At 36.8% G+C, this 22,319-nt stretch carries 12 protein-coding genes; 5 read left to right on the plus strand and 7 right to left on the minus strand.

Annotation, left to right across the window (positions count from 1 at the left end; genetic code table 11):
- Window positions 1-4: 4 nt before the first annotated feature.
- The 5 genes from ALGA_RS07375 (at window position 5) to ALGA_RS07395 (ending at window position 10,950) form a co-directional block, all read left to right on the plus strand.
- A complete protein-coding gene (locus ALGA_RS07375) occupies window positions 5-2,524 on the plus strand; it encodes an IPT/TIG domain-containing protein (RefSeq protein ID WP_096428715.1) in 2,520 nt (839 codons plus the stop codon).
- Window positions 2,525-3,082: 558 nt separating this feature from the next.
- Entirely contained in the window at window positions 3,083-3,469 is a 387-nt protein-coding gene (locus ALGA_RS07380) for a pyridoxamine 5'-phosphate oxidase family protein (RefSeq protein ID WP_096433490.1), read from the plus strand.
- 371 nt (window positions 3,470-3,840) lie between these two features.
- Window positions 3,841-5,715, plus strand: coding sequence for a metallophosphoesterase family protein (locus tag ALGA_RS07385; RefSeq protein WP_096428716.1), 1,875 nt, complete (start codon window positions 3,841-3,843; stop codon window positions 5,713-5,715).
- A 43-nt stretch (window positions 5,716-5,758) separates the two neighbouring features.
- Entirely contained in the window at window positions 5,759-6,853 is a 1,095-nt protein-coding gene (locus tag ALGA_RS07390) for a hypothetical protein (RefSeq protein ID WP_096428717.1), read from the plus strand.
- A 158-nt stretch (window positions 6,854-7,011) separates the two neighbouring features.
- Entirely contained in the window at window positions 7,012-10,950 is a 3,939-nt protein-coding gene (locus tag ALGA_RS07395) for a hybrid sensor histidine kinase/response regulator transcription factor (protein ID WP_096428718.1), read from the plus strand.
- 392 nt (window positions 10,951-11,342) lie between these two features.
- On the opposite strand, the gene ALGA_RS07400 is transcribed toward ALGA_RS07395, so the two are convergent.
- From ALGA_RS07400 to ALGA_RS07430, 7 genes are all read right to left on the minus strand, one after another.
- A complete protein-coding gene (locus tag ALGA_RS07400; RefSeq protein ID WP_096428719.1) occupies window positions 11,343-12,422 on the minus strand; it encodes a hypothetical protein in 1,080 nt (359 codons plus the stop codon).
- A 171-nt stretch (window positions 12,423-12,593) separates the two neighbouring features.
- Window positions 12,594-14,303 (minus strand): glycoside hydrolase family 43 protein, encoded by a 1,710-nt coding sequence (locus ALGA_RS07405; RefSeq protein ID WP_096428720.1) that lies wholly within the window; start codon window positions 14,301-14,303, stop codon window positions 12,594-12,596.
- A 4-nt stretch (window positions 14,304-14,307) separates the two neighbouring features.
- Window positions 14,308-15,618, minus strand: a complete 1,311-nt coding sequence (locus tag ALGA_RS07410) for a sugar phosphate isomerase/epimerase family protein (RefSeq protein ID WP_162845398.1) — start codon at window positions 15,616-15,618, stop codon at window positions 14,308-14,310.
- A gap of 212 nt (window positions 15,619-15,830) precedes the next feature.
- Window positions 15,831-16,799 carry a glycoside hydrolase family 43 protein gene (locus ALGA_RS07415; protein ID WP_096428722.1) on the minus strand — a complete coding sequence of 323 codons (969 nt, stop codon included), beginning with the start codon at window positions 16,797-16,799 and terminating at the stop codon, window positions 15,831-15,833.
- A gap of 130 nt (window positions 16,800-16,929) precedes the next feature.
- Window positions 16,930-18,069 (minus strand): endo-1,4-beta-xylanase, encoded by a 1,140-nt coding sequence (locus tag ALGA_RS07420; RefSeq protein WP_096428723.1) that lies wholly within the window; start codon window positions 18,067-18,069, stop codon window positions 16,930-16,932.
- A 19-nt stretch (window positions 18,070-18,088) separates the two neighbouring features.
- Entirely contained in the window at window positions 18,089-19,555 is a 1,467-nt protein-coding gene (locus tag ALGA_RS07425) for an MFS transporter (protein ID WP_096428724.1), read from the minus strand.
- 131 nt (window positions 19,556-19,686) lie between these two features.
- The gene (locus tag ALGA_RS07430; RefSeq protein WP_231706085.1) at window positions 19,687-22,242 is read right to left on the minus strand and encodes a glycoside hydrolase family 3 protein; all 2,556 of its coding nucleotides are present in this window, start codon (window positions 22,240-22,242) and stop codon (window positions 19,687-19,689) included.
- Window positions 22,243-22,319 lie beyond the last annotated feature (77 nt).

Genomic DNA, 22,319 nt, shown 5'->3' on the forward strand with positions numbered 1-22,319 from the left:
GAAAATGAAAAAATACATATTAATTAGCCTTTCTATTCTTATTAGCCTATTTGCCTGCGATAAAGACGAAGCAGATAGACCATATGCCCGAATCAGAACACTTGGAGTTCAAAATATTAATGCAAATGGCGTTGCCATTTCAGCAGAAATTTACGACGCTTCTAAGCTAAATATTGAAGACCATGGTTTTGTATATAATATAAAATCTTCATCACTGCCTGAAAATTCAGATGAGAATACCCATTTTGAAAGTTATTTTGAGAAAGAATCATTGGGCAGTAAAAATGGTGATGGAATTTTTGAAACCACCTTAACTAGAAATCTGATAAAGGATACAACTTATACAGCCAAAGCCTATGTTTTTAGCAATGGGATCACCACATACGGTGAATCTATTGAATTTGAAAGCATGGGCGGAAGCCATCCTGTTATTAAATCATTCTATCCTGACACTGTTGGATATGGAGAAACTGTAACAATAACCGGAGATAATTTCAGTTTTCAATCTCATTTCAATAATGTGAATTTTAATGAAGTGAAAGCGACAATTATTTCTAATAATGACAGTATTTTGAAAGTTATTTTTCCAATAGGTCTCAGTAAAAGAAGGTGTCCAATTAATATTACTGTAGGAGATAAAACTACATATAGTTCAGATAGTATAACGATAGCAGCACCGTTAATTGATTCTATTTCCCGTATAGAAATACTTTCTGGTGATTTCATCAGTGTCCATGGTAAATTTTTTACTGGAATAACAGAAGTTCTAGTCGGGAATAGAGTAGCTCAAGAATTTTCATGGAGGTCAAATTCTGTCGATTCTATTATCTCATTTAGAATTCCTGGATACATACCAGCTGGAAAGATTCCTATTTCCTTTAAATTTCTCAATGATTCTATAACTTATCCAAATACCTTTATTTCAATCTTACCAACAATAGATTCATTCACCCCAAAGAAATTGTGGCTAGATAGTATAGTTACAGTAAGAGGTACTCACCTAAAAAAAATAAATTATCTTGGATTAATATCTGGCAATCACCCAATAACACTAACCGACACTCTAGCCACTCTAAAAATTAATGAAGTTCCTACCTCTAGAAAAGTTAGAGGATATTATAATGGTAATCAAATTGAATCTGCTGATAGCATAATCTGGAAACAACCTTCAGGTACAAGTTTCAGCGTAGACAATGCCAAAAACAACGAAATGGTATATTTATATGGGGATCATTTTGTCTATGGATTAGATGTATATTTTGGTGAAACAAAGGCCACAACTTATTACATAAGTAAAAACAAACTTCAAGTTTACATCCCTGAAATTCCTTCTGGCACGTACAATCCATCATTTAAATATAAATACTCATCAAAAGTAATTGATCCTACAATTAAATCCGAAGCAAGCATTTCCATCCCACAAATAAAAATACTTGATGTACAACCAAGAATAATTAAAAGAGGAGATGCAATTACTGTTACTGTTGAAAATGCAAATTTAAATGGTATCGTATCGTTATCTGTTGGCAATAGTGGATGTAGTATAACAAAAGGTTCCTCGAATGTTATTACTGGTAGAATTTCTTATGAAAGAAAAATTAAGCCAAACCCTTTAGTTTCAGTAAGCATTGGAGGGCAAAAAGTCCAATTTGATCAACCATTACAATTAATAGAACCTTGGGACATAATACCAAGTTCAGATTTAACTCTAGATAATGGACTTCATGCCAGTCATCCCAATGGAGAAATAATCATTACAAAAGGCGATAATACCAGTCAAAAATACATTCAACAACACTCGGGAAATAACAACTGGAAAGTTATTGCACCTATTACTATAGACAGTTGGACATATAATATGCTTCAGTATAATAACACATTATACTTTCCAACCTATAATAGCAATCATGGATATCATCTGAAATCTTTCTCTCTATCAACAAAGACTGAATCAGTAACAGATACGATTTCTATTGGTGTACCAGAATTCTCTTTTATAATAAGCAACAAGCTCTATGTAGGGAATACAAAAAAAATGGAGTGCTATAATCTTAATACTAAATTATGGGAATCAAAAACTAAGTTACCAACAACACAATATAATGTTAAAAGCCCAATTGTTTTCACCATAGGAAGCAAAGCTTATTTGGCTTTTCACACCTACATGCAAGGCAATTCTAGCTACACAGAGCATAATGAATTTTGGGTTTATGACTCTCTAAACAACAGCTGGAGTCAGCTAGCAGAGATACCTGCTAAAATATATGAAGAATCCACAGTATCATATTATAACGACAAATTTTATTTATTCGCAAGAGGTTATCAAGATGATAGAACATTTTGGGAGTACTCACCAAACGAAAACATATGGAGAAAGCTTTTTCCTCCAACAGGAGGTCATTCTAATTTTATATCTTTCGTAGAAAATAATGAATTATACTTTGGAGCTCGAACATATTTCGGAGATGATAAATACATTCTTGATCTTAATAAAATTCATTATTCAGATATAGAAAACTATTAAACTATATCAATTGAACCAATCCCAACTCCCCTAGAGTTGGGACTTTTCATTTTCCCCATTCGTGTGAAATCAGCATGCTGTGTCCGTAAGTACTATTCATCAAATATTCCCCCTCAACTCAAAACTGCATTCTCCTCGTTCCCATTGGTGCCTTTGTGCCTAACCCCACCCAAGCTTTCTCCTAAATGAGAAGGAACTGCAAATGCCGTAAATTGAACGCATTCACTTCCCTTACAAAATGTATGGAATAGTAAAAAAAAGATGAGATTATTGAAGTGTTATGGAATAATAAGAATATTCCCACTACATTTGTTTTGAGAATATTCTCATTACGAAATATTTTATAAGTACAAAATCGATTTACAAGTCCTTACAGTTCTCACATTGTAAAATTTCAGATTTAGTAATTTCTATTAGCATTGAATTCAAACTGTTTATATATAAAAAATTATTTGCTCTCCATTATGCATATAGGTTTGATAATTATTATCTAAAGTTTACTGATGTATTGATAATTCGAAAGTGCTTAAAATGCTATTTCAATTAAAACCAATGAAAATGAATAAAAAATTACCTGAAATCGTAAAATCGGCATGGGAAAACAAAAAAGCTGAAGTAGTTTTTACTACTGTGTCTGAAGATTCAATCTCCAATTCGATTTATGCAACTTGCACTTCCCTTTTTGATGGCAATAAAATTATCGTTGCAAATAACTTTTTTGATAAAACAATGAAAAATATTTTATCGGGCAGCAAAGGCTCAATTCTTTTTATTACAAAAGATGAGAAGCCTAAAGCCTATCAAATAAAAGGAAGTATTGAATATATGACAGAAGGAGAGGCTTTTGAGAATATGAAAGAATGGAATCCAAAACAATTACCCGGCCATGGAGCAGCAGTTATAACAGCCGAAGAAATATATTCGGGAGCTGAAAAACTACAGTAGCAATCATTAAAATACGTCCATTAACGTTGTTTCATTAATAATTATATGGGCGCATTTTATTTTTTAAGCACATCACAATAAATTACTTCAGACTTTCCGTATTTCCTTTAATGAGCCTGGAAAATAGAGTTTCAAAATTCTTCACAAATCTTTATTTAATCTGTCATTGCAAAGGAGCAAAGCCTGTGTGGTAATCTGTCACAAATTGTTCTAGAAGTCAATACCAATAGTTTTGTCTTAAAGCCCAATGGAATTCTACTTTATTAAAAATAAAAACCAGAGAAAAAATCTTTAAAAAAGCAAAAAATATCTGCGCCTGTGCAATTCATGTTGTATCTTTATTAGAATGATTTTAAATAAAGAAAAAAAACATGAAAATATTTACTACTCTGGTTCTTCTGGCAGCCTTACTCTCAGTAGCCTTTTCTCAAGAAGTTCCATCGGTTTACAGCAATATTGGTTCCGACGAAAAGGGAGTGTTCCTACAAATAGAAAACAAAAATATTTATGCAGCAGAAGCTAATGATCAGTTTCTATTTAAGGATTTATATACCGCAGCCATTGGTACTCGAGTAGGTTTAAGTTTCAATTTTAAATTCCCTGAGCTTACCGGAACTTTGTACTATGGATTTATTAATTACCAGGATGGCAGCTATCCTCAGCCGGTCTATTTTCGGGAAAGTTCTCCTATTAAAGTTGGCATTACCAGTATCCCAATTAAAAGCTATCTATCGGGCAAATACGACATGATTGCTTGGGAGAAAACCGGAAAAGGAATTTTGGGCTATAGAATTGTTAGTGATCAGGGAAGTATTTTATACGATGGGAAAGTGGCCTTCACCTACAAAGATAATTTGTTTAAAGCGGAGCCTACGGTAATTGAAGGTCCGTTTATTAACAAACTAACTCCCAAAGGAGCCACCATTTCGTTCACCACATCTAGTGCGGTAGCGGCAAGTATTCGTATTCAGAACAATATCTATAAAGACAATAAACCAGTAGAAAATCATGAAATTAAAATTGATGATTTAAAAGCCAATACTCAATACCGATACACCTTACTGGTAAATGATTTTGAATATGAGTTTGGTTTCGAAACGGCACCTGAACCAGGTAGTCGCAAAGCTTTTACATTTGCCTATGGAAGTGATTCCAGGGCCGGAAATGGCGGAGGCGAACGCGATGTTTTCGGCACCAATGCTTATATCATGAAGAAAATTGCCGCTCTGGCAAAATCCGAAAAGGCAAAATTTGTACAGTTTACAGGCGATTTAATTAATGGATACGATACCAGCCGTGAGCGAATGAATTTACAATATGCCAACTGGAAACACGCTGTTGAACCTTTCTGGCATCACATTCCTTTTGTTGTTGGTTTTGGAAATCATGAGGCCTACAACTATGTTTTTAACGATTCCGTAACTGGAAATTCGTACCTCATCGATCACTTTCCTTTTGAGGACAGCTCGGGAGAATCTCTTTTTCAGGATAACTTTGTTTTGCCTGAAAACGGTCCGCGAAGCGAGGATAAGTCTGCCTACGATCCAAATCCAGACCAAATTGATTTTCCATCCTACAAAGAATCTGTTTATTGGTATTCCTACGGCAATGTTGCTGTGGTGGCATTGAATTCTGATTATTTCTATTCGCCAAGCGGATTAAATATTACCAGCGGCAACCTGCATGCCTTCATTATGGATAATCAACTGAAATGGCTGCAGAAAATAGTAAAACAACTGGAAAAAAATAAGAATATCGATCATGTTTTTCTGACCATTCACACCCCGTTTTTTCCCAATGGCGGCCACGTTGCAGATGATATGTGGTACAATGGAGATAACAGATGGCGGGCGGTCGTTAATGGTACTACCTACCAAAAGGGAATTATTGAAAGAAGAGACGAATTATTGGATTTGATTGTGAACAAAAGCAAAAAAACAGTGGCCATTTTAAGCGGCGATGAGCACAATTACAACCTGCTTACCATCAATAATGAAATGAAGCGTTATCCTGACAACTACCCTCACCAAAAATTGGAACTATCAAGAACCTTTTATCAAATAAACAATGGAGCGGCAGGTGCACCTTACTACGCCCAGGAAAAAACACCTTGGTCGGCCAATGTAAGAAATTTTTCGACTCAAAATGCTTTGGTTTTATTTGATGTTGATGGAGCTAAAATTCATGTTCGTGTGAAAAATCCGGATACTCTTGAGCTGATTGATGAATACACTCTTCGGGAATAAATCCCATTGCACAATGTCTTTTTAACCGCAGAATACTAATAAAATGCGATTCTCTATTTTATGCTTCCTTGCAATTTTTATTGGCACGATAAGCGCAGGGCAAATAAAAGATTCTATTCCATCTCTCTCCTGCAATGAATATACATTGTTCGAAAGTGATGAGCTTCTTGAAATTTGCCTGAAAGGCGATATTCGCAAATTATTTAAAGACAGAGGTGATAATGCGGTGTATCATCCTTTTCAATTTACATTTGGCATCGAAGGGATTTCACAATCGGTAGATATCAGAGTAAAAACCCGTGGGAACTTTCGTAAATTAAGGGAAAATTGCAGAATTCCTCCTCTTCTTCTCAATTTTGATAGCCTCCCCAATTCAGGGGGAAAACTATTCTACCAACAAAATAAACTAAAACTGGTAACCGCCTGCCAAAATGAAAAATATGTATTGCGTGAATACCTGGCTTATAAAATCTACCAGCTAGTTAGCGAGAAAAGTTTCTGCGTAAGATTGGTTACAATTTGTTTTGAGGATAGCGAAAAAGGAAAAACAACCGATCCCAAGTATGGAATTCTGTTGGAAGATCAGAATTGCATGGCTGAACGCAATCAATCCCGATTGGTTAAACGACTTAATCTCAATCCTAAGAAAACAGATCGCGAAATGTTTTTAAAAATGGCAGTCTTTCAATTTTTAATCGGAAATACCGATTGGTCCATCCAATATCTGCACAACATCAAGTTAATTAGTGGTGTGCAGAACGCCGCACTTATTCCTGTTCCCTACGATTTCGATCATTCGGGTATTGTAGATACACCTTATGCTTTACCTGCCGAGGAGTTGCAAATGCGTTCGGTTCGACAAAGAAGATATCGTGGCTATTGTCTTCGAAACATGGAGGATTTTGAATCTACTTTTGCCGTTTTCAAGGATGCTAAAGAAGACATTTACAACTTATACAAGAACAGCCATCTGCTAGAAGAAGACTACATAAAAAGCACGCTAAAATATTTAGATGAATTTTACGATATCATTTCTGATAAAAAAAAGAGCAAAAGAGCATTTCAATACCCTTGTAACAAATACGGAACCGGCAATGTAGTTATTAAGGGAATAAATAAAATAAAACCTAATAAATAGAATTGATAAAAATATTAATTCGCCTCTCACACTTCCTTATTATCCTTGTGATTCCCGTATTTTTTAGCTAAAATTGTGATACCCCCAACATTTTGCCAAACTCTGTAGAATGGAAATTCGTATACTGAATTTCTGTTTGCAACACTTTAATTAGCGGAATGATAATCAAAACTTTACATACCTCACTACTATTTATCTTCCTTTTTGCAGGAATCAACTTTCTGAATGCTCAACAGTTTCGACACATTAATGTGGAACAAGGTTTAAGCAGTAGGCAAACGGTAAATGTATTGCAGGACAAAAAAGAATTTATTTGGATCTCGACAAGGACAGGTGTCGACCGCTTCGATGGAAAAACCATAAAAAACTATACGCTTCCAATTACCCCACGTGATAATGCGCCTGAAAATTTCTATTTAAAGCTGGATAAAGACTCATTAATTTGGGCCTATAGCGACATCGGACAGATTTATCGATTCAATTATCAGAACGACCAATTCGAAGTATTTTATAATTTTCACCGCAACAAGTATCATTCCGAGTTGTGGATCAACGCTTCCTGCTTCGATTCTCAAAATACTTTTTGGGTAGGAACAGATAATGGTCTTTTCTTTTTAAAAAATAAAAAGCTCGAGCAATTCTCAAAATATCCTTTAAAACAGGCCTTTATTACTTCGCTTTACAGCATTAGTAAGGATAGTTTACTATGCTCTACTTTCGACAAAATTTTCCTGTACAATACGGAGCAAAATGTAATGCAGGATCTGGACATCAATTTGGGTGACAACCAAAGAATAAACAGCTTATACTTCAACAATCAAACGAAAACAATATGGATCGGAACTTTTTCCGATGGTGTTTACTGCTACCATATGGATAGCAAAGAGATTGTGGATCTGAAAAAGATCAACCCCAACTTTCCTAAAGTTCCCATTCGAAAATTTGAATTGCTAAATGCAGACGAAATATTGATTGGTTCCGATGGAATGGGTGTTTATCTGGTCGATCAGAAAAGCCACAAGATAAAGGAAGTTTATCAGGAAGATGAAGATACTCAGTTCACACTGAACGGCAATGGTGTATACGATATTTACAAAGACAAAGAGAATCGAATATGGATTTGCACCTATACCGGAGGTATAAACATTCTTGATCCTTCGGCTTTAAATTTTAAAATTATCAGTCATCAAATTAACAATGAACAATCGCTTGGCAACAGCATTGTGAACAGTGTGATTGAAGACCGAAAGGGAAATCTATGGTTTGGAACCAACAACGGAGTAAGCTTGTTGGAAAAAAGAAATAAGAAGTGGCAACACTTTTTTAAGAGTTCGAGTAATCAAACCAACGTGTTTTTGGACCTTTGCGAAGATGCAGATGGTAACATTTGGGCTGGTTCCTATTCAATAGGGGCTTATGTCATTAGTCCCGATTTCAAAATCAGTAAGCATTACACTCACGATACCGACGATAATCAATCTCTTGGTACAAATTATATTTTCGAGATTACTTTAGACTCCGATAAGAATATTTGGATTGGCGGACGGGATGGAAAACTTTGTCAGTTCAATTACGAAACAAAATCTTTTATACAATACAACAAACTGAATATTAATTCGATTGAAGAAATCAACAAGCAAGAATTATGCATTGGTGGCACTCAGGGACTTTACGTATTCGACAAAAACACGAACCTGCTCAATCTAATTTCCCGACGGTATAAAATCTACAGTGTTTATCCGGACAAAACGGAATATATATACTACGGAACACGAGGTTCTGGGTTTTTCCGATACAGCAGAAATACCAAAGAATCGAAAGGTTTTACGGTCGACAATGGATTGCCTTCAAATCAAATTTATTCTATCATTCCTGATGGGAAGTACTTGTGGCTCAGTACCGAGAATGGAATCTCCCGTTTTGACACCAAGAATGAAAGTTTCAAAAATTTTTCGACGGAAGACGGTCTTTCAGATAAAACCTTTAATCAATCTGCAGGATTCAAAAGTAAATCAGGCGAAATTCTTTTTGGATCCTATCATGGGGTGACCCGATTTTATCCTTCAGATATCAGAACACACGAGAAAAAAGCCAGTATCTATCTCGAAGAATTTGGCTTGTTCAACAAAGTAGTTTTTCCAAACGAGGAAGGTTCTCCTCTAATAAAATCGATAAACAACACAAAAAAAATGGAGTTAAAACATTACCAACACTCCTTTTTTATTGCCTACACATCCATCAGTTTTTTTAATTCTGATGAAATAAAATACACCTGGAAGCTGAACGGACTGGATGAAAACTGGAGTTCCCCCTCTTTCGGAAAATCAATAAACTACACGAACCTATCACCAGGAGATTATACGCTTCACTTAAAAGCTTTGAATTACTCTACCGACGATGTTTTGGATGAGAAAATTATTGAGATTACTGTACAACCTCCTTTCTATAATACAATTTGGGCAAAATTACTGTATGTCCTTTTAGTGATCTTACTTGCTCGCTGGATCTTTATTTATTTGCAAATTCGAATTAAAAAGAAAAATTCCGAAGATAAAATCAATTTCTTCACCAATACGGCACACGATATCAGAACTCCGCTAACGCTTGTTAGTGCACCGCTTAATGAGCTAAAAATGGAAAAAGGTTTGTCGGAAAAAGGAAAATATTACCTTAATTTATCGGTAAACAACCTCGACAAGCTAAACGCTCTGGTATGTCAGTTACTCGACTTTCAAAAATCAGACTTGGATAAAAGTCAGTTGGTTTTGAGCAAAGTGGAAATGGTTGATTTACTGAACCGAAAGGTATTGAACTTTAAAACCCTTGCCGAACGAAAAAATATTGCTCTAAGTTTTTATTCTGACACAAAAAAACTGGAAGAATGGATCGATAGCTCAAAAATGGATAAGGTAATTGAAAACCTTCTTTCCAACGCAATAAAATATACACCCAACAACGGAACAATACAGGTTTCGCTTCTCGCGGATAAAAAAACATGGTCGATTGCAGTAAAAGACTCGGGTATTGGGATTTCGAAAAAGGCACAACGGAATTTATTTCAAGAATATTATCGTGGCGAAAATGCAATTAATTCAAAGGTACCAGGAACGGGAATAGGATTGCTTTTGGTAAAAAACTATGTGGCTCTGCACAAAGGAAAAATTCAATTCGAGAGTGAAGAAGACAAAGGCTCTGAATTCAAAATAGTCTTGAAACATGGCAAAACTCATTTTGGGAAAGGGGTTAGCTATATCGAAACAAAAGCTCTTAAGGAGATTAAAGTTGAGCACATGGATATTGATACTGATCCGGTTCAGAAACCCGACTCAGAACATAAAACGATGTCCAAAATTCTAATCGTCGAAGACAATGATGAGTTACGCAATTATCTGTATACCAGTTTGAGCGAACACTACAAAGTTTTTGTAGCCGAGAATGGGAAAGTGGCTTTAGACGAAATCACAAAAGTAAAACCAGACATACTTATTTCGGATGTAAAAATGCCTGAAATGGATGGTATTACATTGAGTAATAAGGTGAGAACCAATTTTGAGACTTCGCACATACCCGTGATTTTACTATCGGCATTGAACGAGAAGGAAGATATCATGAAAGGTCTGCAAACCGGGGTTGATGATTACATCACCAAACCTTTTGACATCCTGATTCTGCGAACCAAAATCGATAATCTGATTCGTAACCGGATGCGCGCAAAAGAGCGCTTTCTGAATGCCAGCGAATCAATTGCAATAGATACGACTTACGCCAACGAACAAGATAAATTGTTCATCGAAAAAGCAATGCAATTGGTCGGAAATCAAATGGACAATCCCAAATTTGCCGTTACCGATTTTGCTCAGGAAATGGGTGTGAGCAAGAGTTTGCTCTACGAAAAATTGAAAGCTCTAATTGGACAAACACCAAATGACTTTGTGAAGGTGATTCGTTTAAAGCGTGCTGTAGAATTGCTGCAGCAAGGCAAATACAACATCAACGAAGTGGCTACCTTATCGGGATTTGATGATCCGAAGTATTTTAGTACTTGCTTTAAGAAGTTGTATGGGAAGACTCCGAGTAAGTATTTCGATAAACAGTGAACAGGGAACAGTAATCAGTGATAAATAGTGCAATACATATTACGGTGCGCCGCACCTTTTATTCGTGATCGTACTATCTATTCTACAAATATATTGGTGCTCTGCACCTCTTTCTTCCTAAATTAAGGAATGAACTTTTCATCAATCATTACCTCGGTGCGCTGCACCTTTTGTTTATTCTGTATCTATCTAAACTACAAATGCTTCGCAAGTCTGCTGCTTTAATTTACAGCACGCCATGGAGGAATGGTGCAGAGCACCACGATATTTGTAGAACACAAAATCACAATAAAGCAGAGGTGCAGAGCTCCGTAATATTTTCACCCGAAACATTAGATTAGGAATTTAAGAAGCACCGTCAGGGATAAAAAAACCACTGACGGGCTCAATTTTTATTTCCACTCACTTAATATTTTAAAAAACGCCTTTTTACGTTCTGAATTGATTCCCCAATCAACAGGTGGATTCTGATATCCACATTCAAATGATTCCCCTTTTCGGCGATAATCGAAATAGCCCCAGGATGCTTTCTGACTTGTAGCTGCTACAAAATTATTCATTGGCTGATCAAAATCTTCATGATCATCTTCGTTATAGACAATTGGTTGCCCTTTATAGCCTTTTAAAGCTTTGGTTTTATCAATTTGCTCCACAATACCTTCCCATTTCTCTACTGCATTGCCATGAATTAAAATAAAATCAGAAACAGCAGCAACTTTATCTGTGGGAATATAATTTCCCAGAAAACTGGTTCCCACCAATAATCTTCTTTCATTTACTTGACGCGATTTGGCCAAATGAATCAACTCATGCACCCGCTCTTCTTGAAGAATGGGATGAGAATATAGAAATGAACTCTCGTTGCAGACTTCAAGCAAGACATTTCGAAAATCGTTTTCTAAAATCCAGTCAACAGCATTAATCAAACCCGTTTTTATGGCTTCTTCACTTTCCATTCTTCTCTCCTGCCCAAAATAATACACCCCAACAATAGCAACCATTCCCAAATGATCGGCTTCGTTTAAAATCAGCTTCAGGCGTTTCATATAATCGGGGCGTAATTCTCCTTTTTCGGTAATTGCCGAGTTGTGCCAAGGCTGCGTTTCCGAATATCCTTCGGGACTCCCACCTTGCAAATTAATGGTGAAAGCCAACAAACCATTCTCCTTCCACAAAGGCATTGCTTCAATAAACTCTTTTGTGTTTCTGTCAGCATCCCAAGTTTTAGTGTCCGGATAGGCCCAACGATTTACTGTTTCCGGGTTTAAATCATCGTAAATTCCTTGCACCATTCTCACATTGGGCAACAAACCCTGCAATGAATTATTTCGCCATACCTTCCCTTCGAAAGTGGGTTTCCCATTCATGTAAAACTCAGCGTTCACAATACTAACAGTCGTTTTATCTCCCTGTTTTTTACACGAGACAAAAAGTAAAAAAGCCAAAGAGAATAGTAATAAGTGGTTTTTCATTTTTTTATAATTAGTTATTAAATGAAGTAGAAAAATAAGGTGATTATTTATTCGAATTACGCATCCTTATCCGCACAGATCCCGATCTCTGGACTCCATGTCGAATCATCGGAATAAATATTAAAAAAGCACCGTCAGGGTAAAAAAACCGCTGACGGCCTAAGCTCTTACTTAATGATTTGAGGAAGCATACATTCCGATATAAGTACCTACAAAACCGCCTGCGTTTTTTGTGCTCAACAGACTTGCGTCAATATTTCCTGAAAATAAAATCCAGGTTTCAGCATCAAACGAATAGTAAAAATTGTAGTATTTGCCTTTCCCCTCAATTTTTAGCGATACTTTCGAATTATCAATCAACTCCAATTGATTAATCAACAGCTCGCCTGGGGTTTTGCCTCCAGAAATGGCCTTTTCTAAATGAAGATAGGTTTTGCCCTTTTCCTGTACCTTTCCAAAGAAAAAATGATGTGATTCGTTCTGAAAACAAACCAAACCAGCAGCTTCTTTATCTTTAACAGGATGAAATTCCATTTCAACCTGCACCTCGAAATTAGCATGTTGCTGTCTGCGACCGATGAAAGCAGGATTGCCTTTTCCATAAATGTTGGTTTCGATCAAATCGATTTCTAAAAATTTTTCTTGGGGATTGATTCGATACCATTTCGTGTGAGGTGTGCGAATAAAATTCCACTCCAAACCAAGAGTGTCCGAATCGAAATGATCTGTTTTTGTAAAATTCCCATTTGATACAATATTAGCTTCTTCGATTGTCGAAACTAATCCAGTTTTTTCTTGAATCAAACCAACAGCTTTATCTGATTCTAAAAACACCGGCCATCCATCTTTCCAACTAACAGGCAATAAAAAAGTCTCTCGTCCGGTATTAAAATAATTATCGCCGTAAGGCCTACAGCCTAAAAACACGCCCCTCCAATTGTTATTATTATCCTGAATAATATCGGCATGACCAGTACAAGTCACCGGATATTCTCTATCGGAACTCAACTGACGCTGCGATAAAATGGGATTGTATTCGTAGGAAATATAAGGACCATTCACGTTTTCGCTTCGGAAAATTACTTCGGAATGATCTTCAGCGGTTCCTCCTTGGGCACACATCAAATAGTAATATCCTTTTATTTTATAAAGGTGTGGCCCTTCAATCCAAATCGGTTTTTTACTGATATCAGTACCGCCATTTACAATCACTTTACCTTCCCCAATTACCTTATCGGTAGCCAAATCGTACTGCCACATTCGAATGGTTCTGTGTCCATCGTAAAGCGCCTCCCCATCGGGTTCGGAGTTATGAACGATATAAGCCTTTCCATCCTCATCAATAAACAAGGAAGGATCAATTTGCTCAATTTGAGGCAAAAAAATTGGTTCACTCCAAGGTCCAGCAGGATCTTTTGCTTTTACAATAAAATTCCAACTTCCCTGCACAATTGTTCCAATTACATAAAAGGTGTCGTTAAACTTGTTGTAGGTAATCGCAGGAGCAAAAACACCCTCCGAAATCGCCAAACCATCCAAATTCAGCTGACTTGGTCGATCCAACACATGGCCCAACTGTTCCCAATTGCTTAAATCGGTGCTGTGAAAAACCGGAATGCCTGGAAAAAAGGAAAAACTGGAATTCACCAAATAGAAATCATCTCCCTTTTTACAGATGGATGGATCGGGATAAAAACCAGGCAAAATAGGATTGTAAAATTCATTTGAATCCAATGGATTATCCGTATAAAAGGAATCTTTTCCCTGATAAGAAAAAGAATAAAATCGAACTTTGTTTTGAATATCTCCACCAGGTGTGCCTGCTAAAAGCACAAAAACTAAAAAAAGAAGAGTACAAATAGTAACTAAATTTCGCAACATTTATTTATTGTTTTTGATAGTAAGTATTAATATAGTCCCATGCTAAACTCACGCTATATAAAGGTGGAAAATTATAATCCTCCACTTCTGTAAGAATATATTTAAGTGCTATTTTATTTTGATATTCAAATATTTCAGCAAAATCGATCTTACCACTTTCGCCTAATTCCTGATCATCTTTCACATGCCAACTTATAAATCGTTTGGGATATTTCTTAAAGTAATCTACAGGATTTACTCCTGCTCTATTCATCCAGTAAAAATCTGTTTGAAAGAAAACAAGATCAGGATCTGTGTTTTGTAAAAAATAATCGTAAACACAAACTCCGTCAACAAATAAAAACTCATCAGCATGGTTATGAAATACAAATTGCAGCCCATTATCAGCACAAAGTTTCCCAATGGCATTGTAATAATCGCAGAAGTTTTGCAAATCAGCCATCGTTTTTATTCCCTTAATTTGATTGTTAGAAGTGGATAGGTAAGCAACTCCCGCTCTTTTATGATCGTTTATGCATTTTCCCCACCATTTCAATGACTCATCCCACTTTCCTTTTACCGGAAGATTATGAAAGGTCATCGACCCAAGGAACTTCATTCCTGCCTTTTCCACTTCTTCTTTAAACAGAGTCGGACTCATGCCATAAAACAAACCATTATCGTATACAAAAGTCTCTACAAAAGCGTATCCCATTCTTCCAAGAAGTTTCAACGTACCAATTGGATCTTTCAACATTTCATCGTGCACCGATACCAGTTGAACACCAATATTCTTCTCTTTCGAATTGGCTTTAACATACCTGGTTTTCCATAAGCTCTTGTTGGCATTATCGAAACCTTCAACAATTACTTCAGTGCAATTCAAAAACTCAAATGCAACGCTCATGGTTTTCTTTCCATTCAAATCTGAATCCTGCATAAGCCAGGTATTTTCAGACGAGAATGCACCTGTACCGGTAAAAAATGCTCCACTTTCGTTATGACCAGCAGCAAAAATTCTGTCTGTTTTATGATCGTAACCAATTAATTCAACAAGTATAGGATGATATTCCCCATTTCGATACTGCTGCACCTCTACCTGTAATGATTGTTTCCCAAGCTTAGCGGTATTAATCATTCTCAAATTTGGAAATTTTGCTATGCTATCTGTATCTGCATTTATAGTACTTACCCAATTTCCGGCATACTGGTATAAACGATCTTGTTGTTCGGAAATAGAATACGAATTCTGTGCAATTACATTCACTGATTGCATATTTAATAGAATCACACATACAACTACCTGTTTCCATTTATTCATTATTTTCTTTTTCATGTTCATACATTTCATATGATTATAATTTTAAGTTTTTGCCATATGGAATTCCCCAATTACACTAATTCTCCTGTGTGTAATACTTTTTACATGGTCGTTTCATATTAAATAAGGTCTTCACTTATTGCACCAAACTTCTAAAAATAAGAAAGGTGTATTGAAGAATTTCCCCAACACACCTTCACTAACCTTCTATGAAAAAATAAAGCTCATTAAGCCATTCCATCCATGGGTTTAATAGTACCATCTTCATTGTACTCCAATTCTACAAACTTTACGCTTCGCAACCAGGTCTTGCCCCCTGATGGTTTACAGTCATGATAAAAAAGATACCATTTGCCCTTAAACTCACAGATGGAATGATGAGTAGTCCAGCCAACTACTGGTGATAAAATCTCTCCCATGTATTTAAATGGTCCGTATGGGTTATCTCCAATGGCATAACACAATAAATGCGTGTTGCCCGTAGAGTAAGAGAAGTAATATTTCCCTTTGTACTTGTGCATTTTTGCGGCCTCGAAAAATCTACGATCATGATCGCCTGATTTCAGAGGATTGCCGTCCTCATCCACAATCACTACATCTTTTGGTTCTTCGGCAAACTCAAGCATATCGTCAGACATTCTTACCACTTTAGCACACAATGCAGGATCTTCATCGGCAGGTTCTGCACCTAGCTCAATTGCCTTGTTATCGCGGTAACGCTGTAGTTGACCACCCCAAATACCTCCAAAATACATGTAGTGCTCGCCATCTTCGTCCTCAAACATTCCAGGATCGATGCTGTAAGAACCCATAATCGGGTTTTTCTCTGCAATAAATGGTCCTTCAGGTTTATCGCTTACCGCTGCACCAATTCTAAAAATATCGTTTTTATCCTTCAAAGGAAAGTAGAAATAGTATTTTCCATCTTTACTTGCCGCTGCAGGAGCCCACATTTGTCTTCCCGACCAAGGCACATCATCTACATCCAGAATTACACCATGATCAGTTACTTTTCCATCAATCTCCTCCATAGAATAAACATGGTAATCTCTCATCGCAAAATGATCGCCATTATCATTCTCTGGCATACCTGTTACAATATCGTGAGATGGATAGATGTACAATTTTCCATTAAATACATGTGCTGCTGGATCGGCAGTATACAAATCTTCTACTAAGTACTTTGGTTCTTTCATTCTAATTATGTTAATCTAAAATCAATCTGAATTATTCTTGAAACCAATCACGGCTTTGGCCAGCCAAGCCTTTTTAAGCACGTGAATGGTATCGAAAATCTGATTTACAATCCCAATTTATTGAATTATGCTATGATTCTTTTTTCAAATTAATGATTGCTTGAACTGCACCTTTTGCCTTGTTGTTTCGATCAAAAAGCAAAGGATAATCAGTTCTTCCGGCTACGGGCCAATTGTTACGCCAAGTTTGTGAATCGTTAACTCCCCAAAAAGTAACCCTACTAATTTTATCCTGATGTTTGTTGAACAATTCGAAAAATTCAACATATCTGTTATTCAACTGAACAGAAACTGAATCAGTAAGTTCCGTTGGGTATGGATTTAATTCAGGTTTAAATTCGTAACTCTTTGCCACATCTGCTCCAACATTTAAATCGGGAAAAGGCAATACCGTAATATCCAATTCGGTAATCATCACCTTCACGCCTAAACTTGCAAAGGCTTCAATGCTCTTTTCAAACTCATTCATATCTGGAAGAGTAATTGAGCTATGCGCTTGCATTCCAATTCCATCAATTCGTACTCCGGCTTCCTGCATTTTTTTGACCATGCGAATAACGCCATCGCGTTTTTCAGGAATAGACATGGAGTAATCGTTGTAATACAATTCAGCTTCAGGATCGGCTTCGTGTGCAAATTGAAAAGCCAACTTTACGAAGTCTTCTCCAATAATCTGAACCAACTTGCTATCGCGAAAGGTTCCATCTTCCATAATGGTTTCGTTCACAACATCCCAACCTTTTACGCGACCTTTGTAACGACCTACTACTGTTGAAATGTGTGTTCTCATGCGCTCGATCATCACGTCGCGACTAACATCGTTTCCTAAACTATCGACAAAGAACCAAGCCGGAGCTTGTGAATGCCAAATTAAGGTATGACCAGTGATGAACATGTTGTTTTTTTCACCGAATTCAACAAATTTATCCGATAAGTTAAAATCAAACTTTCCTTCTTCAGGTTGTATTACCTCGCTTTTCATGCAATTTTCGGCAACAACAGCGTTAAAATGCTTTGTTACCACTTGAAGCGCTAAACTATCTTCACCCAGAATTTGCGGTGTATTTAGTGCCGTTCCTATTAAATAAGCATCTTTCATCGCATCTTTCATCCCCTCTTCGGATGTGCATTTATTTTCTGAACAAGCACTCATGATTGCAGTCGTTGCGCAAATCAATAAAAGTCCTTTCGTATAATTTCTTAGTTTCATAATTTGTTTATTTAAAGGGTTATGAATTTTGTCTGCGTAGTGTTAATTCTTTTTCAATCAGTATTTCCTTTTTCTTATCGATATCGTAAAAGAACAAGCAGGCCACACTCACACAAAAGGTAAGAGTAGGCAAAACACTCATTGCCATTTTAATTCCACCAATTGTTTCTGGTGATTGAGTCAGCAATTGTTCGTTATATCCATACATGGCCAAAATTCCAGCAACCAAAGCGCCACCAATACTTAATCCGGCTTTTAATCCGAAGATCATTGCAGAGAAAATAATAGCTGTAGCTCTACGATTATTTTTCCATTCGGAATAATCAGCAACATCAGCAATCATCGCCCAAAGCAGTGGTGTAGATACTCCGTAGAATAAACCATGAACCATTTGAGTTATGAATACCAATGCGATGGATTGTGGTGAATAAAAGTAAAAGGCTAGCAGGCATAATGCAGATAGAAATAAACTTGTTCCAAAAGCGTCACGCTTTCCAAATTTATCCGCAAAGAATTTAGAAAATCCAATTCCAATAATCATGCAAATAATTCCACTGGCATTGAACAAACTAAAACCAGATGTAGAAACATCTTCGGGCCAATGAAAACCAACCAATCCCATATTGGTAAGAAGATTATTCAATCCATCGATGAAACTATTAAAACCAATATTATTTAAGAACGCGGCCAAAGCCTGTTCATCTATATAGTTTTCGAAATAGTACACATACATTCCTCCTTTTAAGGACAATGTGATAAAAATAAAGATGGTTAAAACCAACATTGCAATCCAAGGTCTGTTTTTAAATAAATCAGCAAAATCTTGTTTTACACTAGTATTTTGATCGGAATTAGGTGTTATACGTTCTTTGGTTGTGAGAAAAGTGATTAAAAGAAATACAACTCCTACTACTGCAAATATTCCAATTGTATTTTCAAATCCAACTGTTTTATCGCCATCGCCAAGAATTAAAACCAATGGTAAAAGCAAGGCCTGTACAATAAATTGAGCAATCATTACGGCAACAAAACGATAAGATGAGATACTATTTCTCTCTTTCATATCGCCTGTAATCACCCCACTTAGAGCCGAATAAGGCAAGTTACTAGCTGAATATACCAATACCAGTAAAATGTAGGTTCCCAAAGCATAAATAACTTTACCTGATGGTCCAAAATCAGGTGTGCTAAAAGCTAGCATAGCCATTCCCCCAAAGGGTACAGCAGTCCATAAAATCCAAGGGCGAAACTTTCCCCATCTGGTCTTGGTTCTATCGGCTATTACACCCATTATTGGATTGAAAAATGCGCCAATCATTCCTCCTGCGAATATAATTGCAGAGGCTGTCGCTGGCGGAATTTTATACACATCGGTATAAAAGAATGCCAAGAAAGTCATTAAGGTTTGAAAAATTAGGTTGGCAGCCAAATCTCCCAAACTGTAACCAATCTTTTCTTTTATCGATATTTTATTGGACTTACTCATAGTTTGTTTTTGTTAATTCGAATTTGTGAAGTACCATTCCTCCTCTTAAAAAAAAGGACATGAAATTGGCCGTAACACTCTTTTTAAAAGCCTGAATGTTCTATTTTTTTACGACTAAAAAGCTTGGTTATTTATTTGTCCATTACGCAGGCAGCACCTTCTACATGTATGGTTTTCGTTAGTACTTTTCTTTCCTTAATTCGTTCGGCGGATGCTTGTGCACCTCCTACAGATATTTTTAATTCTCCGGCCATCACAATTTCTCTGAATTGCTCATCAACTACGGTTAATTGATCTGCATCAATGCTGAAATTGATGGTTTTGCTTTCTCCGGCTTTTAGCATTACCCGTTGAAATTCGACCAATGACCGATTCGGATTTACACCACCTGCCTGAGGATTCGACGCATAACATTGAACAACTTCTTCTCCATCAACATCACTGTTGTTAGTTAGCAAAACAGAAACTTCAAGACAATCGCCCGGAGCAATTTGATCCACAATTGTAAGTTTTGAGTAAGTGAAATCGGAATAAGACAATCCAAATCCAAAATCATATAATGCTTCGCCATTAAAATAGCGGTAAGTTTTGCCTCGCATGTCATAATCGCTGTAGGCTGGAATATCATCAACACTTTTGTAAAAAGTTAATGGCAAACGTCCTGCCGGATTGTAATCTCCGAATAAAACATCCGCAATTGCAGTTCCTCCTGCCTGACCAGGATACCATGCTTCCACTATTGCAGGTATGTTTTCATTTTCCCAATTAATTGCCAAAGCACTTCCATTCAGCAAAACCAAAACCATCGGTTTCCCCAACTTTTTGATTTCCTTCATTAAGGCTGTTTGTGTTTTTGGCAGCTTGATATCCAATCGATCACCATGAGCAAACCCTTCCACTTTCACTTTCATCTCCTCTCCTTCCAACAACGGACTAATTCCCATGCAGAAAATGACAACATCAGATTCTTTTGCAATTGCGATCGCCTCTTCAGCTAAATTCTTATTTGGCTTTTCCCATAACAAGCGCATCATTGCATGCTCCACATTATCTTGAATGTATTCCAATTTAATTGGATAAGGCTTGTTGGCCTCCAAATGCACATATTCATATTCTTTTCGTGGATGGTGAACATTGCTTCTTTCCACCAGCAGAGAATCTTCAAAGAATAATTTCATACCTAAGAAACCCTCGCCACCTAATGCGTATTCTCCAGATTCCTGAACTTTAAGGACACCATTCCATCTCACAGAAAAACTATCGTAGGCCAAGTCTTCATAAGGAGCCTTGGTGTGCCACACAAAATCAACATTTAAATCGATACGGGAATGTATTGGAGTGCCTTCACACTTGCTGTTGTTGAAATATTCAGCACTTAATCCGTTTGTTGCGCAAGTTTTATCGGTAAACAAAACAGATGCAGGAATGGCTTCAAAAATTGGCAAACCTTCAGCCAATTTGCACCCAATCGCATATTTTACTTCAGCATTTGGCAATTTTTGCTTAATTCCTTCGAGTGGAGTTACCGGTGAAGATGGATAGCCATTGTAATTCCCCAACAAAACTTCCAAATCATTGGCATTTGAACCAATAACCGCAATTTTTTGAATCGATTTATCAAGAGGCAGTAGTTTGCCTTCATTCTTTAATAGGACTATTGATTTTCGAGCTGTTTGCAATGCCAGTAAACGATGCATTTCAGAATCAACTACATCATAGGGTATCTTTTCATATTTCACAACTCCTTCAGGTGCAAGTAATCCCAACTTTAAACGGGCAAGCAATAATCTTTGAACGGATACATCCAATTCAGCTTCAGAAATTAAACCATTTTTTACAGCCTCAACCAAAGCAACGTAGGAATCACCACAATTCAAATCTGTTCCCGCTTTTACCGCCATAGCCGCTGCCTCTTGTTTCGAAGTAGTAACTGCATGCGCTTCAGGCATAAAGAAATCGTTAATGGCCCAACAATCGGACACAATATATCCTTTGAATCCCCACTCTTCGCGCAAAAGATTGCTTAAAGACTTATTTCCACAACATGGCAGTCCGTTGTAACTATTATAGGCACACATTACGGAATACACTCCACCTTCCTGAATCACTTTTTTGAATTGAGGACTGTACGTATTCAACATGTCGTATTGACTGGGAGTTGCATTAAAACTATGTCTTTCTGCTTCTGGTCCGCTGTGAACGACAAAGTGTTTTGCTGTTGCAATTACTTTGTAATAATTCTCATCGTCGCCCTGTAAGCCTTTTATAAACTGAACACCAAGCTCTCCGGTAAGGTATGGATCCTCACCATAAGTCTCCATTCCTCTTCCCCACCTCGGATCTCTAAAAATATTTACATTGGGTGTCCAAAAAGTTAATCCCTGATAAATTCCACGCTTGCCATTTTTTGCAAACTGATGATGTTTCGCTCTTGCCTCATCGGAAATGGCATTTGCCACTTCGAACATCTGATCGCGGTCCCACATGGCGGCCATTCCAATTGCCTGAGGGAAAACCGTAGCCAAACCGGCACGTGCAACTCCATGTAAACACTCATTCCACCAATTATGAGCCGGAATTCCCAAATGTTCTATTGCAGGAGATTCGTAACTCATTTGAGAAACCTTTTCATCCAAAGTCATTTGCGAAACCAAAGATTCAGCACGCTTTTCCATTGACAAATTCATATTTTCATTTTTTTTCCCATCCTGGGAACAGGATAAGAGGGTGAGAAAAATACAAAGTGGAAATATCTTATTCAAAA

Source organism: Labilibaculum antarcticum, from assembly GCF_002356295.1.
Classification (GTDB): domain Bacteria; phylum Bacteroidota; class Bacteroidia; order Bacteroidales; family Marinifilaceae; genus Labilibaculum; species Labilibaculum antarcticum.

Bases quoted from the DNA above. Each gene is read 5' to 3' on its own strand.
- ALGA_RS07375 (WP_096428715.1), top strand. From the start codon at position 5: ATGAAAAAATACATATTAATTAGCCTTTCTATTCTTATTAGCCTATTT.
- ALGA_RS07380 (WP_096433490.1), top strand. From the start codon at position 3,083: ATGAATAAAAAATTACCTGAAATCGTAAAATCGGCATGGGAAAACAAA.
- ALGA_RS07385 (WP_096428716.1), top strand. From the start codon at position 3,841: ATGAAAATATTTACTACTCTGGTTCTTCTGGCAGCCTTACTCTCAGTA.
- ALGA_RS07390 (WP_096428717.1), top strand. From the start codon at position 5,759: ATGCGATTCTCTATTTTATGCTTCCTTGCAATTTTTATTGGCACGATA.
- ALGA_RS07395 (WP_096428718.1), top strand. From the start codon at position 7,012: ATGATAATCAAAACTTTACATACCTCACTACTATTTATCTTCCTTTTT.
- ALGA_RS07400 (WP_096428719.1), bottom strand. From the start codon at position 12,422: ATGAAAAACCACTTATTACTATTCTCTTTGGCTTTTTTACTTTTTGTC.
- ALGA_RS07405 (WP_096428720.1), bottom strand. From the start codon at position 14,303: ATGTTGCGAAATTTAGTTACTATTTGTACTCTTCTTTTTTTAGTTTTT.
- ALGA_RS07410 (WP_162845398.1), bottom strand. From the start codon at position 15,618: ATGAAAAAGAAAATAATGAATAAATGGAAACAGGTAGTTGTATGTGTG.
- ALGA_RS07415 (WP_096428722.1), bottom strand. From the start codon at position 16,799: ATGAAAGAACCAAAGTACTTAGTAGAAGATTTGTATACTGCCGATCCA.
- ALGA_RS07420 (WP_096428723.1), bottom strand. From the start codon at position 18,069: ATGAAACTAAGAAATTATACGAAAGGACTTTTATTGATTTGCGCAACG.
- ALGA_RS07425 (WP_096428724.1), bottom strand. From the start codon at position 19,555: ATGAGTAAGTCCAATAAAATATCGATAAAAGAAAAGATTGGTTACAGT.
- ALGA_RS07430 (WP_231706085.1), bottom strand. From the start codon at position 22,242: ATGAATTTGTCAATGGAAAAGCGTGCTGAATCTTTGGTTTCGCAAATG.